Annotated in this window: 14 protein-coding genes; all 14 read left to right on the forward strand. The window is 49.6% G+C overall.

Going from position 1 to position 13,704, the window contains the following annotated elements; translation table 11 throughout:
* Positions 1-66: 66 nt before the first annotated feature.
* The 14 genes from guaB (at position 67) to DXB70_RS03185 (ending at position 13,669) form a co-directional block, all read left to right on the forward strand.
* Entirely contained in the window at positions 67-1,521 is a 1,455-nt protein-coding gene (guaB, locus tag DXB70_RS03115) for an IMP dehydrogenase (protein WP_022359938.1), read from the forward strand.
* Between the two features lie 429 nt (positions 1,522-1,950).
* Entirely contained in the window at positions 1,951-2,394 is a 444-nt protein-coding gene (nusB, locus tag DXB70_RS03120) for a transcription antitermination factor NusB (protein WP_107000295.1), read from the forward strand.
* 3 nt (positions 2,395-2,397) lie between these two features.
* Complete coding sequence (xseA, locus tag DXB70_RS03125; RefSeq protein WP_022359936.1) at positions 2,398-3,609, forward strand: exodeoxyribonuclease VII large subunit; 1,212 nt, start codon at positions 2,398-2,400, stop codon at positions 3,607-3,609.
* 109 nt (positions 3,610-3,718) lie between these two features.
* Entirely contained in the window at positions 3,719-3,928 is a 210-nt protein-coding gene (gene xseB / locus DXB70_RS03130; protein WP_118672635.1) for an exodeoxyribonuclease VII small subunit, read from the forward strand.
* 5 nt (positions 3,929-3,933) lie between these two features.
* A complete protein-coding gene (locus DXB70_RS03135; RefSeq protein ID WP_117796477.1) occupies positions 3,934-4,824 on the forward strand; it encodes a polyprenyl synthetase family protein in 891 nt (296 codons plus the stop codon).
* A gap of 61 nt (positions 4,825-4,885) precedes the next feature.
* Entirely contained in the window at positions 4,886-6,766 is a 1,881-nt protein-coding gene (gene dxs, locus DXB70_RS03140) for a 1-deoxy-D-xylulose-5-phosphate synthase (protein WP_118293819.1), read from the forward strand.
* A gap of 42 nt (positions 6,767-6,808) precedes the next feature.
* Entirely contained in the window at positions 6,809-7,657 is an 849-nt protein-coding gene (locus tag DXB70_RS03145) for a TlyA family RNA methyltransferase (RefSeq protein ID WP_118672636.1), read from the forward strand.
* Positions 7,654-8,523, forward strand: coding sequence for an NAD(+)/NADH kinase (locus DXB70_RS03150; protein ID WP_118628648.1), 870 nt, complete (start codon positions 7,654-7,656; stop codon positions 8,521-8,523). The genes DXB70_RS03145 and DXB70_RS03150 overlap by 4 nt, the downstream gene beginning before the upstream one ends.
* 14 nt (positions 8,524-8,537) lie before the next feature.
* On the forward strand, positions 8,538-8,987 hold the full coding sequence (gene argR / locus DXB70_RS03155; RefSeq protein WP_022359930.1) for an arginine repressor: 450 nt from the start codon (positions 8,538-8,540) through the stop codon (positions 8,985-8,987).
* Positions 8,988-9,046: 59 nt separating this feature from the next.
* Complete coding sequence (recN, locus tag DXB70_RS03160; protein WP_118672637.1) at positions 9,047-10,714, forward strand: DNA repair protein RecN; 1,668 nt, start codon at positions 9,047-9,049, stop codon at positions 10,712-10,714.
* 175 nt (positions 10,715-10,889) lie between these two features.
* Positions 10,890-11,642 carry a phosphatidylglycerol lysyltransferase domain-containing protein gene (locus DXB70_RS03165; RefSeq protein ID WP_118672638.1) on the forward strand — a complete coding sequence of 251 codons (753 nt, stop codon included), beginning with the start codon at positions 10,890-10,892 and terminating at the stop codon, positions 11,640-11,642.
* Positions 11,563-11,793, forward strand: coding sequence for a phosphatidylglycerol lysyltransferase domain-containing protein (locus DXB70_RS14520; protein ID WP_347559582.1), 231 nt, complete (start codon positions 11,563-11,565; stop codon positions 11,791-11,793). The genes DXB70_RS03165 and DXB70_RS14520 overlap by 80 nt, the downstream gene beginning before the upstream one ends.
* A 343-nt stretch (positions 11,794-12,136) precedes the next feature.
* On the forward strand, positions 12,137-13,273 hold the full coding sequence (locus DXB70_RS03180; RefSeq protein ID WP_118672640.1) for a Fic family protein: 1,137 nt from the start codon (positions 12,137-12,139) through the stop codon (positions 13,271-13,273).
* 48 nt (positions 13,274-13,321) lie between these two features.
* Positions 13,322-13,669: a hypothetical protein gene (locus DXB70_RS03185; RefSeq protein WP_118672641.1), complete on the forward strand. Its 348-nt coding sequence runs from the start codon at positions 13,322-13,324 to the stop codon at positions 13,667-13,669.
* The last annotated feature ends 35 nt before the right edge of the window (positions 13,670-13,704 follow it).

The raw sequence follows: 13,704 nt of genomic DNA on the forward strand, positions 1-13,704 counted from the left end.
CAATTATTAACATCAGACAGTTTTCAATGTCCAGTGTTTAAAATTTACGAAAGTGAGGGTAATATAATGGGTAAGATTATTGGCGATGGCATTACATTTGATGATGTCCTGCTTGTGCCGTCCTATTCTGAGGTTATTCCGAATCAGGTAAACCTGACGACACATCTGACCAAGAAGATTCAGCTGAACATCCCCCTGATGAGTGCCGGCATGGATACGGTTACAGAGCACCGCATGGCGATTGCAATGGCAAGACAGGGTGGAATTGGTATTATTCACAAGAACATGTCGATCGAGGCGCAGGCTGAGGAGGTCGATAAAGTAAAACGTTCTGAGAATGGTGTAATCACTGACCCGTTTTATTTATCCCCAGAGCATACATTAAAGGATGCGGATGAGCTGATGGGCAAGTTTAGGATTTCCGGTGTTCCGATCACAGAGGGAAGAAAACTGGTTGGTATTATCACAAACCGTGACCTCAAGTTCGAGGAAGATTTCTCCAAGAAGATTAAAGAGTGCATGACTTCTGAGCATCTGGTTACCGCTCCGGAGGGCATCACCCTGACGGAGGCAAAGAAGATTCTTGCCAAGGCACGTGTCGAGAAGCTTCCGATCGTGGACAAAGATTTTAACCTCAAGGGTCTTATTACTATCAAGGATATTGAGAAACAGATCAAGTATCCGTTCTCTGCAAAGGATGCACAGGGACGTCTGCTCTGCGGCGCGGCAGTAGGTATCACTGCAAACGTGCTGGATCGTGTGGAAGCCCTGGTGAAAGCAAAAGTAGACGTAGTTGTTCTCGACTCTGCACATGGACATTCTGAGAATGTTCTTCACTGTGTCAGAATGATCAAGGAAGCATATCCGGATCTGCAGGTAATCGCAGGTAACGTAGCGACCGGAGAGGCAACGAAAGCTCTCATCGAGGCAGGCGTTGACGCGGTCAAGGTTGGTATCGGACCGGGTTCCATCTGTACGACCCGTGTCGTAGCAGGTATCGGTGTTCCGCAGATCACCGCTGTTATGGACTGCTATGCAGTTGCCAAAGAGTACGGCATTCCGATCATCGCAGACGGTGGTATCAAGTATTCTGGCGATCTGACGAAGGCGATCGCAGCAGGCGGCAGCGTCTGCATGATGGGTTCCATGTTTGCAGGATGCGATGAGAGCCCGGGAACTTTTGAGCTGTACCAGGGAAGAAAATACAAAGTATACCGCGGCATGGGTTCCATCGCAGCGATGGAGAACGGCAGCAAGGATCGTTACTTCCAGAGCGATGCGAAGAAACTCGTTCCGGAGGGTGTAGAAGGACGTGTTGCATACAAGGGAATGGTAGAAGATACCGTATTCCAGATGCTCGGCGGTCTGCGTGCTGGTATGGGTTACTGCGGCGCATCGGATATCCCGACTCTTCAGGAGACCGGACGTTTCATCAAGATTTCCGCAGCATCCTTAAAAGAGAGCCATCCGCATGATATCCACATCACAAAAGAGGCTCCGAACTACAGCGTGGATGAATAAAAATTGGATAGCATAAGCAATCGATAAGATTGTAAACGATATAAAAGCGGCGTTTCTGCTTCAGCAGGGATGCCGCTTTTTTGGCGGGTTACTGTTCACGCATACGTGCCCAGTAACGGAATTTGCCGTGGCTTCGCATTTAAATACGGCAAATTCCTGCTGCCACCACGTTTTCTTACGGCACTTTCGGTTCCAAAAGTGCCTACCCGTGAACAGTAACTTTGGCGGATTCTTTTTCTCAAACTCTTGTGAAAAAACCGGGGATACGGTATAATGATACATTAGAATAGTAGAAATATAACAATTATGCAGGAAAGACTGTGGATATTCAGAAAACGATTGCAGCGGATTACGAAAGGGATATTTGCGATACCGAGGCAGCAAATCGGGCGTATCAGACGGATAGAAACAGGTAACAGGAGGATTAGTATGACCAGAAGAGAACTGAGAGAACATTGCTTTAAGCTGCTTTTCTGTGCGGATTTTTACCCGACGGATGAGATGCAGGAGCAGGTGGATGTATATTTTACAGAGCCGAAAGAGGAGGACGATGTTCCGAGCGGAATCGGCGATATCATCCATAATCCGATGTTAGACACCTTTGACGGTGGATACGTAAAGAGCAAGGTTGAGAAGATTCTGGATGTGCTTCCGGAGCTTGACAAGGCAATCGATGGGGTTGCACAGGGATGGACTACCCGCCGTATGGGCAAGGTGGAACTGACGATCCTGCGCCTGGCATTATACGAGATCAAGCACGATGACGATGTACCGGAGAAGGTAGCGATCAATGAGGCGGTCGAGCTGGCGAAGAAGTTCGGCGGCGATGATTCACCGGCATTTATCAACGGCATTTTAGCGAAGCTGGTATAAGCGATGGCTGGCGTATATTCGGTTTCGCAGGTTAATGCATACATTAAAAATATGTTCGCACAGGACTTTGCCCTGAACCGGATTTCGGTCAAGGGCGAGGTTTCTAACTGCAAATATCATACGTCCGGTCATATTTATTTTACCTTGAAAGACGGTCTGGGAGCGATGCAGGCAGTTATGTTTGCCAGTAGGCGGAAGGGACTTACGTTCCGTCTGGAAGAAGGACAGCAGGTTGTCGTGAAGGGCAGTATCGAAGTGTATGAGCGGGATGGAAGATACCAGCTCTATGCCAGCGAGATCACGCTGGACGGCACGGGCGATTTATTCCGGCGCTTTGAAAAACTGAGAAATGAATTAGAAGAAATGGGGATGTTTTCCCCGGAATATAAAACGCCGATCCCAAAGTATGCAAAAACGGTCGGTATCGTGACGGCGAGCACCGGCGCAGCAATCCGGGATATTATCAATATCTCGGGACGGCGGAACCCTTACGTGCAGCTTGTCCTCTGCCCGGCACTGGTGCAGGGAGCAGGGGCAGCGCCGAGTATCGTGCGGGCGATCCAGACCCTGGATGCGCTGCATCTGGATGTGCTGATCGTCGGGCGCGGAGGCGGTTCGATTGAGGATCTGTGGGCGTTCAATGAGGAGAGTGTGGCGCGGGCGATTTTTGCGTGCCGGACGCCGGTAATCTCGGCGGTCGGGCATGAGACAGACGTTACGATCGCGGACTATGTGGCGGATCTGCGTGCCCCGACTCCTTCGGCGGCGGCAGAACTGGCGGTTTTTGATTACCACCTGTTTGAGCAGCAGTGCATTGCGGCGGCACAGCAGATGACGAAGCGGATGGAGCAGAAGGCGGAGCAGTATGCCTATCGCCTGGAGCAGTTTCGTCTGCGCCTGCAGCTTCACAGTCCGCAGAGTCAGTTAAATGAGAGACGGCAGTATCTGGAAGATGCGAGAGTTAAGATGGCGCGCCAGATGGAGAAAAAGGTGTCCGATCTGCGCCATCGTCTGGAACTGGTGTGCAGCCGGATGGATGGTCTCTCCCCGTTAAAAAAGATAAGCGGCGGATATGGGTTCGTGACGGATGCAGATGGAAAACGTGTGGAGACAGTGACAGGATTGCAAGCTGGGGATACGCTGACCGTCCGTCTGCCAGATGGACGCGTGGAGGCAGAGATCCGGGAGGTTTATCAGGAAAACCTGCCTGGGTAAAAAAGTGGTTCATTGTGTTGCGTGTGAATCATAACAGAGAGATTTGAGAACACGTTTTCTTTCAGGAAAGATTCCGAGAGTATATTAGATAAAACAGGAGGCAGGATCGATGGAAGAGAATAAGGAAGAACTTTCGATTGAGGAAATGTTTGACCGTCTGGATGGCATTATGCGGACGCTGGAGGACAGCCACAGCACGCTGGAAGAATCGTTTGCGTCGTATGAGGCGGGAATGCGTCTGGTCCGCGCCTGCAGTGAAAAGATAGATAAGGTTGAAAAACAGATTATGGTCGTAAACGGCGAGGAGACGGAGGCGTGACAGAGATGGAAAATGCAAAGGAACGGCTGGCACAGGCAGTCAAAGAAGCGGAAGAGATTGTATATTCTTATCTTCCGGCAGAGGAAGGGCATCAGAAAACGATCTTTGAAGCGATGAATTACAGCGTGAAGGCAGGCGGCAAACGCCTTCGTCCGATTCTGATGCGTGAGGTATACCGTCTGTTTGGCGGTCAGGGAAAAGAGATTGAGCCGCTGATGGCGGCGATCGAGATGATTCATACATCTTCCCTGATTCATGACGATCTTCCATGTATGGACAATGACGAGTACCGCCGTGGAAAAAAGACGACCTGGGTTGCATATGGGTATGATATGGCAGTTCTGGCGGGAGATGCCCTTCTGATCTACGCGATCGAGACGGCGGCAAAGGCATTTGCGATGACGCCGGATGCGGCAAAGGTGGGACGCTGTATCCAGATTTTATCCGAAAAAACGGGTATTTACGGCATGATCGGCGGTCAGACGGTGGATGTGGAACTGACGAATCAGCCGATTCCGAAGGATAAGCTGGATTTTATCTACCGTTTAAAGACGGGAGCACTTTTGGAGGCTTCGATGGTGATCGGAGCCGTGATGGCGGGCGCGAGCGAAGCTGAGTGCGGGACAGTAGAGCGTATGGCGGCGGCGATCGGTCTGGCGTTCCAGATCCAGGATGATATTCTCGACGTTACCAGCAGCCAGGAGGTGCTTGGAAAACCGGTTCTGAGCGATGAGAAAAACAATAAAACCACTTATGTGACATTGGAGGGAATCGAGAAATCGAAGCATGATGTCAAACAGCTTTCGGAGACGGCGGTTGATATCCTCTATTCCCTGCCTGGAAAGAATGAATTCCTCGAAGAGCTGATCGAGATGCTGGTCAGCCGTGAAAAATAAAAAATCCAATCGAAGACCGGGGACGACAGCGGATGTGGAAAACGGTTTGGGGGATGAAAGAATGGTATTAGATACGATAAAAGGACCGGAGGATGTAAAACGGTTGAGCGAGGAAGAACGCAAGGAACTGGCGGCGGAAATCCGCGAGTTTCTGATCGAGACGACAAGCCGGACAGGCGGTCATTTGGCGTCCAATTTAGGCGTGGTGGAACTGACGATTGCAATGTTCTGCGCGCTGAATCTTCCGAAGGATAAGATTATCTGGGATGTAGGGCACCAGTCCTATACGCACAAGATTTTAAGCGGGCGGAAGGATAATTTTGATGGACTGCGCCAGTATGGGGGCTTGAGCGGTTTCCCGAAGCGGAAGGAAAGCCCGTTTGATGCGTTCGACACGGGACACAGCTCGACTTCGATTTCGGCGGGGCTTGGTATGGCACAGGGGCGAGATCTGCTGGGCGAGGATTATTCGATCGTTTCCGTCATCGGGGACGGCGCGCTGACCGGCGGCATGGCATATGAGGCGCTCAACAATGCGGGACGGCTCAAGACGAATTTTATTATTGTTTTAAATGATAATAATATGTCCATTTCGGAAAATGTCGGCGGTATGTCGCGGTATCTGAATAATCTTCGTGCAGATGAGGGCTACAATCTGTTGAAGAAGAATGTGGCGGGCACGTTATCGCGGATCCCGATGATCGGTTCGGATCTGGTCGGCACGCTGCTCCGGACAAAGAACAGCATCAAGCAGCTTCTGATTCCGGGCATGTGGTTTGAAAATATGGGAATCACGTATCTGGGACCGGTGGATGGACATGATATTAAGGGGTTGATCCGTATTTTCAGCGAGGCGAAAAAGATCAACCGCGCGGTGCTGATCCATGTGATTACGAAAAAGGGCAAGGGATACCGTCCGGCGGAGAAGAATCCGTCGGCATTTCACGGAGTTGAACCATTTGATATTGAAACGGGAAAACCGCTCCGGAAAAAGGAACATCCGGGCTATACAGATGTATTTTCCAGAGAAATCTGCCGTCTGGCAGCGGAAAATCCGAAGATCGTGGCGGTGACAGCGGCGATGCCGGATGGAACGGGGCTCAAACGGTTCTCGAAAGAATATCCGGACCGCTTTTTCGATGTGGGAATCGCGGAGGAACACGCGGTTACCTCGGCGGCGGGTATGGCGGCAGCCGGTCTGAAACCGGTGGTGGCGGTGTATTCGTCCTTTTTACAGAGGGCATATGATCAGGTCATTCACGATGTCTGTATCCAGAATCTTCCGGTTGTGTTCTGCGTGGATCGCGCGGGACTGGTCGGAAGCGATGGGGAGACACATCAGGGTATTTTTGATCTGACATTCCTCTCCTCTGTGCCGAATATGAGCGTGATGGCGCCGAAGAACCGCTGGGAACTGGAAAAGATGCTGCAGTTTGCTATCTCCTACGATGGACCGATTGCGATCCGTTATCCGAGGGGCGAGGCGTACCGGGGCTTGAAAGAATTTCTGGCACCGGTCGAGTATGGCGTCAGCGAGATGTTGTATGAGGAGAGAGGGACGGCGCTTCTGGCAGTCGGAAGCATGGTCAGCACGGCAGAGCATATCCGGGAGAAATTAAAGAGTGCCGGGCAGCCGTGTACGCTGGTCAACGGGCGGTTTGTGAAACCGATGGATACCGACGTGATCGACCATCTGGCTGGAACGCATCATACGATCGTGACACTGGAGGAAAATGTCCTGCGCGGCGGTTACGGCGAGCGGGTGACGGATTATGTACAGAAGCATTATCCGCAGATCAAGGTAGTTAATATAGCGCTGCCGGATGCCTACGTCGAACACGGAAATGTGTCGGTGCTCCGGAATGAGCTGGGAATTGACAGTGATTCGATTCTGGCGCAGCTGAAACGTGAAGGTGTGCTGCAGACTGACGCGGAAGCATGATGGGAAACAAAAGAGTGGTAGCAGCGGAAGGAAGAACATAGAATGAAAGAACGGTTAGATGTACTTCTCGTCAAGAGAGGTCTGGCAGAATCCCGTGAGAAGGCGAAAGCGATCATCATGTCCGGGATTGTATATGTAGAAGATCAGAAAGAAGACAAGGCGGGTACGACCTTCGATGAAAATGCGAAGATCGAGGTACGTGGATCTACCTTAAAATATGTGAGCCGCGGAGGTCTGAAACTGGAGAAGGCGATGACGCATTTCGGAGTGACGCTGGCTCAAAAGGTCTGTATGGATGTCGGCGCGTCCACAGGCGGATTTACCGACTGTATGCTGCAGAATGGCGCGGTCAAGGTGTTTTCGGTCGATGTAGGACATGGACAGCTGGCGTGGAAACTTCGCAATGATCCGCGTGTGGTCTGCATGGAGAAGACAAACATCCGTTATGTGACACCGGAGGATATCGGCGAGCCGGTAGATTTCTCTTCGATCGACGTTTCCTTTATTTCCCTGACGAAGGTTTTAGGTCCGGTCAAGGAGATTTTAAGCCCGGGCGGCGAGGTGGTTGCACTGATCAAGCCGCAGTTCGAGGCGGGACGTGAGAAAGTCGGAAAGAAGGGCGTTGTCCGCGAGAAGAGCACGCATCTGGAGGTCATTCAGATGGTGATGGCATATGCGGCAGAGATCGGTTTTGAGATCCGGAATCTGGAATTTTCCCCGATCAAGGGACCGGAGGGAAATATCGAGTACCTCCTGTACCTGCATAAACCGGAGCAGGCATCGGAGGAAACTGTGACGGGTGAGGAAGCACTTGCAAAAGCGGAAAAAGAGTGTCCGGTTTCACCGGAACAGGTTGTTGAGGAAGCTCACAGGGAGTTAGACAAAACATGAGAAATTTCTATCTGATTGTAAACCGCGAAAAGCCGCGTGTAGAGGAGGCAGCCGATCTGATTTGCAGTTTTTTTGCAGAACAGGGCTGCCGCTGCATCCGTCTGGATCGCCATGATGGACTTCGCAGGGACGCAGAAGTGGCTGCGGCATACCGCTATACCGATCGTCGGACCGTGCCGGAGGACACAGACTGTGTGATCTGTCTGGGCGGTGATGGAACGTTGATTCAGGCGGCGCGTGATCTGGCGGGACGGAAGATTCCACTGTTTGGCATCAATATGGGGCATCTGGGGTATCTGACGCAGATTGGGCATGAGGAGGACATTCTGCCTGCCATGCGGGATCTGATGGAAGATCACTACCGTCTGGAAAGTCGGATGATGATCAAGGGGTGCGTGATTTCTGGCGGGAAGGTTGTTATGGAGGATATCGCCCTGAATGATATTGTCCTGAACCGTATGGGAATTGATGCGTTCCGGTTTGAGCTGGCTGTCAATGGACAGCTGTTTAACGAATATTCGGCGGACGGCATGGTGGTTGCGACCCCGACCGGTTCGACGGCATACAACCTGTCAGCGGGCGGTCCGATCGTGGCGCCGGAGGCGGAACTGCTGGTATTGACGCCTCTCTGCCCGCATTCACTCAATTCGCGCAGCATCGTTCTGCCGCCGGATAGCCATTTGAGTCTGCGGATTCAGACGACCGGGCGGACGAAGGTTTCGCTGAGCTTTGACGGCGATACGGTGGTTGATATTGAGCCGGGTGATACAATCGAGATAGCAAAATCAGAGATCGAGACGACATTGATACAGCTCAAACAGGTGCCATTTTTGGAAAATATACGGAACAAAATGAAACAGATATAAAAGGAGTCAGAGCCATGAAAATGGAACGTCACAGCAAGATTGTGGAATTGATTGGAAAATATGAGATTGAAACGCAGGAAGAGCTGGCGGAATATCTGAATAAAGAGGGATACAATGTCACGCAGGCAACGGTTTCCAGGGATATCCGGGAGTTAAAGCTGTCTAAGATCCAGACAGAAAACGGCGGACAGAAATATGCGGTTTTCCATCCTCAGACGGCGTTCAATGATAAATATACCCGTATTCTGCACGATAGCTTCGTTTCCATGGATATGGCGCAGAATATCCTTGTCATCAAGACGGTGTCAGGCATGGCGATGGCAGTCGCGGCAGCGCTCGACGCCATCCATTTTTCAGAGATTGTCGGCTGCATCGCCGGGGACGATACGGTCATGTGTGCAGTCCGTACGGTGGACGATACGATCGTGCTGATGGACAAGATCCGCAAGCTGATTGCGGGATGAGGGAAGGTGGGTTCACGCATTTTTTGCGGGAACCGCTGATAAGGAGGAACGGAAAGCGGATGCTTTATCATTTACGAGTGAAAAATCTGGCTCTGATCGATTCGGCGGAGGTGGAGTTCGGGGACGGACTCAACATTCTGACCGGTGAGACGGGAGCCGGAAAATCGATCATCATCGGTTCGGTCCAGATTGCGCTGGGCGGAAAAGCACCGAAAGAGATGATCCGCCGGGGCTGCGACAGCGCCTACATTGAACTGGTTTTTTCCATCGATGATGAGAGAAAGCGCGAGCAGCTGAAGGAACATGATGTTTACCCTGATGAAGAGGGAATTTTAATCATTTCTAAGAAAATCACACCGACCCGGAGCATCAGCCGCATCAACGACGAGACGGTAACGGCTGCAAGGCTGCGGGAGATCACGGGTCTTCTGATCGATCTGCACGGACAGCATGAACACCAGTCGCTGGTGAATGCGTCAAAACATCTGGAAATCCTCGATGCGTATGGCGGGGAGAAACTTCTCCCATTCAAACAGAATACGGAAGCTGCCTATCGCTTGTATATGCAGTTAAAACAGAAATGTGCCGCATTTGCATCCGATCAGGAGACGAGACTGCGGGAGATGGATTTCTGTCGGTTTGAGATCGAGGAGATTGAAAATGCCGCGTTAAAGGATGGAGAAGAGGAAAAGGTGGCAGCCGATTTTAAGCGGTTTTCCAATGCCAGACGGATCACTGAGAGTCTTTCACAGGCATATGACGCGGTGTCCGGCGATGCGGTGTCGCGGGCGTTCCGTGAGATCGATGGTGCGATGGCATTTGACGAGGGATTGAAGGGGATCCGTGACGAGCTGTGCGATGTAGATTCCCTTCTTTCGGATCTTTCCAGGGAGATCGCCGGATATATGGACGATATGACCTTTGACGAAGCGGCATTTCAGGAGACACAGGAGCGGCTTGACCTGATCCGGAGCCTGGAAACCAAGTATGGGAAGACGATCCCGGAGGTACTTCAGGCGTTGGAAGAAAAGAAAGCGCGACTGCAGGAACTGGAGAATTACGATGAACTTCGGGAACAGGCGGAAAAAGAACTGGAACAGGCGGAAGCAGTACTGAAAGAACATTCCGAGGCATTGTCAGCAGCGCGTAAGCAGTTTGCCGGGGAGCTGGTGGAGAAGATCGCAGACGGGCTTCGGGAACTGAATTTCCTTGATGTGCAGTTTGAGATGGAGTTTAGGCGGCTGGATCATTTCACGGCGGGCGGTATCGACGAGCCGGAATTCCTGATTTCCACGAATCCGGGCGAACCGGTTCGGCCGCTCGGTATGGTGGCGTCCGGCGGTGAGCTGTCGCGTATCATGCTGGCAATCAAGACGGTGCTGGCGGAGACCGATCAGGTTCCAACATTGATTTTTGATGAGATTGACACCGGTATCAGCGGGCGGACTGCACAGATGGTATCGGAGAAGCTGCGGATCCTCTCCAAATGCCGTCAGGTCATCTGCATCACGCACCTGCCGCAGATCGCGGCGATGGCGGACCAGCACTTCGAGATCCGCAAATCCGCGTCCGATGGACGGACGGCAACCTCCATCCGCGCCTTAGACCGCGAGGCGATGGTGGACGAGCTTGCGAGACTGCTGGGCGGCGCGGAGATCACCGAGACCGTGCGGCAGAATGCGGAGGAGATGAAGAAGCTGGCAAAGAAGCGGAAGCTGGAGGTGTGATTATAAATTAAATATAAGATTCGGATTCAGAAAAATGTCGCGTAAGGCGGCATTTTTTTGATCCCCAGATACCAATTAGGTCGAAGTTTGACCGTTTGCGTCGAAGTGGTTTTGCCGCAGCTGTACTTTTCTTCTTCTTTGGTGAGAAAGTAGATGCAGGGGAGGAGAGCAACGCATGATAAAATTTGAACCATTGACACCGGAGAAGTTGATTGGTCTGCAGCCGTATTTTTCGCTGCACCCGACGGACTGTGCAGAATCCCGTTTTGCCTATCATCTGCTCTGGAGACCTTATTATGAGACAAAATACTATGCGGACGAAAAGGGGCTTGTGTGGCTTCAGAAGATCGATTATGATGAGCAGGCGACGATGGTCCCGGTCTGCGCCCTGGGGCATATGCGGGAAAACTTTGACCGTCTGCAGGAATATTTCACAGCAATCGGTGTGAAAATGCATATGTATCTGGTGGATGAGGCGGCGCTTGGAGCGATTCGCCCGGATCCGGAGCGCTATGAGGTGCTGGAGGATCGGGACAGCTTTGACTATATTTATTCTGGGGAAGAAATGCGTGTCCTTCCCGGAAGAAAATATTCAAAAATGAAAAACCGGATTTCGCGATTCCATCGGGATTACGGGGAAACGGCAGAGTTTGTGATCCTGAATCCGGAGGATGAGGGCGGGATACGGACGTTTCTGGAACGCTGGTCTAAGAATAAGGAGAGCGACGATGATCTGAACCGGCTGGACAGCGAAGAGCAGGGGAGCTTTGAGACAATCCGTTTTGGACGCGAGGGCGGGGATCACGATGGCGGGAGTCCGGATAGGAGGAACTCTGGAAGCATTTTCGATGGGAACGATGAATCAGGAGAGAAATATGACTGTTACCCATGTGGAAAAGGCGAATCTGGAGTTACGCGGGCTTTATAATTACCTGGAAAAAGAATTTTTAACGCACGTTTATCCGGAGACGGAATTTGTAAACCGGGAAGACGATATGGGACTTGAAAATCTCAGGCGGACGAAAGAGAGTATGCATCCGGTTCGCCTGGAGAAGAAGTATACGATTTTAGAGCGATAATCATAAAGATTAGAGAATCAGGTAATTCAGTGCGGCAAATGTCAAAAAATTCGGTTCGGGTATTATTTTGATATATCATATAAGAAATTTGAATTAGAAGAAATTAGGGGATGTGAAAAAACTCGATTGAGTTTTTTCGCATCCCCTTTGATATAAATTTGTACCTTGAAAGTTTAACACGATATATAAAAACATTGGATTTTCTGGTAAAATATAGGTAAGATTCTGTGAGGTGATGCATATGTCTTTTGTTAAAAATGATAATCAACAACTTACTCTTTTAGATAGCACTTTCAATCTTACAGAAGATAGAATTATAAGACTATGAAGCGAGGTAGTGGATATGGAGAAAGATCCGTTTAAGGAATATTTGAGGGAGTCTGAACCGAATAAAGCTTATAAAAGTTATGCTTGGAGTACGGCAATTGGACTTCAGGCGGTGGACGGACTCAAACCATCTAAATATTTGATTGATACTGCCATTCAGAATATTGAAGGAAAAATCACGATGAAGGAAGCACAGAGTCTCATCGACAGTTACTATGAAGAAAGACCAGTGCATTTGTCCGATGACGAGCGTACCGAAGAAGCAGATAAGGTTTCGTCCCGTATCGCAGAAATTCTTTCTGAAACAGCGTTTTCATTTTCGCCAAACGAGTATATCTCTATCCACCGTAAACTCTTTCAGGGTATTTATAAACACGCCGGAAAGATTAGAGATTACAACATTACAAAGAAAGAATGGGTGCTTGATGGGGCAACTGTTATGTATGGCAGTGCTTCAGAACTGAGAGCCACACTTGAATATGATTTTTCGCAGGAGAAGGATTTTAGCTATAAAGGGCTTTCAATGGACGAGATTATCCATCATCTTGCGGTATTTGTTTCAAGCTTATGGCAAATCCATATCTTCGGGGAAGGCAATACGAGAACAACAGCAGTGTTCTTCATCAAATATTTAAGGACGCTTGGGTTCTCTGCAACCAATGATATTTTTGCAGAAAATGCCTGGTATTTCAGAAATGCACTTGTGCGTGCAAACTATACGAACCTGCAAAAAGGCATTCACGAAACAACAGAGTATTTGGAAGCGTTTCTCAGAAATCTGCTTTTGAACGAGAAAAATGAGCTTCATAATCGAAATCTTCATATAAGTGGACTTTTGAACGAAGAAAAAGTGGACATTGGGGACACAAAAGTGGATGTTGAGAGTGAAAAAGTGGACATTCGAGACAAAAAAGTGGATATTGAAAGTTTACTTTTCGAAAAAAGTAGTGATTTCTCGGCAAAAACGACGGTTCATATCCATAGACTTTTTGAGAAGTTTGGCTTTGATGAGGTGTTTGGAAGAAGTGCAGTTATGGAGCTTCTTGAGCTGAAAGGTTCAGGTGCTTCAAAACTTCTTTCCAATTTGGTAAAGGCAGACATTATTGAACCAGTATCCGGTCATGGAAAAGGAAAATATAAATTCAAGAAGTAGTTCACGTATTGTAGAATTTCCACTCATCGAGTGGAAATTTTGCTTAATATGATAGAAATATTTTCCAAAAATCCGGATTTCATTATATTGGAAGATGATGCAGTTCTCACCCCGCTTCTGATAGATGATGAAATATCTAGTTTGTCGGCAATCCTTTTAAATGAAGCGTATTATGAATTGCTAAAAACCGGACAAAAGAGGGTTGATGGCATTCCAGTATTAAGTCCGACTTGCCTGATACCATTTAAGGCGAAAGCGTGGCTGGGTTTAAAAGAACGCAAGTTGAATGGAGATCAGGTTGACAGCAAAAATATAAAGAAACATAAAAACGATGTGTGCCGATTAGCACAGTTAATCACAGCAAATGGGCTACACCCTCAGCGCAAGAAGTATTGAGAATTTGCTGGCAGTCGGCTATAATGAGATCGAGA

This window comes from Clostridium sp. OM05-5BH (genome assembly GCF_003481505.1).
GTDB classification, from domain to species: Bacteria; Bacillota; Clostridia; order Lachnospirales; family Lachnospiraceae; genus Otoolea; species Otoolea fessa.

Excerpts from the sequence above, each read along its gene's own strand:
- guaB (WP_022359938.1), top strand. The coding sequence starts at position 67 with ATGGGTAAGATTATTGGCGATGGCATTACATTTGATGATGTCCTGCTT.
- nusB (WP_107000295.1), top strand. The coding sequence starts at position 1,951 with ATGACCAGAAGAGAACTGAGAGAACATTGCTTTAAGCTGCTTTTCTGT.
- xseA (WP_022359936.1), top strand. The coding sequence starts at position 2,398 with ATGGCTGGCGTATATTCGGTTTCGCAGGTTAATGCATACATTAAAAAT.
- xseB (WP_118672635.1), top strand. The coding sequence starts at position 3,719 with ATGGAAGAGAATAAGGAAGAACTTTCGATTGAGGAAATGTTTGACCGT.
- DXB70_RS03135 (WP_117796477.1), top strand. The coding sequence starts at position 3,934 with ATGGAAAATGCAAAGGAACGGCTGGCACAGGCAGTCAAAGAAGCGGAA.
- dxs (WP_118293819.1), top strand. The coding sequence starts at position 4,886 with ATGGTATTAGATACGATAAAAGGACCGGAGGATGTAAAACGGTTGAGC.
- DXB70_RS03145 (WP_118672636.1), top strand. The coding sequence starts at position 6,809 with ATGAAAGAACGGTTAGATGTACTTCTCGTCAAGAGAGGTCTGGCAGAA.
- DXB70_RS03150 (WP_118628648.1), top strand. The coding sequence starts at position 7,654 with ATGAGAAATTTCTATCTGATTGTAAACCGCGAAAAGCCGCGTGTAGAG.
- argR (WP_022359930.1), top strand. The coding sequence starts at position 8,538 with ATGAAAATGGAACGTCACAGCAAGATTGTGGAATTGATTGGAAAATAT.
- recN (WP_118672637.1), top strand. The coding sequence starts at position 9,047 with ATGCTTTATCATTTACGAGTGAAAAATCTGGCTCTGATCGATTCGGCG.
- DXB70_RS03165 (WP_118672638.1), top strand. The coding sequence starts at position 10,890 with ATGATAAAATTTGAACCATTGACACCGGAGAAGTTGATTGGTCTGCAG.
- DXB70_RS14520 (WP_347559582.1), top strand. The coding sequence starts at position 11,563 with ATGGGAACGATGAATCAGGAGAGAAATATGACTGTTACCCATGTGGAA.
- DXB70_RS03180 (WP_118672640.1), top strand. The coding sequence starts at position 12,137 with ATGGAGAAAGATCCGTTTAAGGAATATTTGAGGGAGTCTGAACCGAAT.
- DXB70_RS03185 (WP_118672641.1), top strand. The coding sequence starts at position 13,322 with ATGATAGAAATATTTTCCAAAAATCCGGATTTCATTATATTGGAAGAT.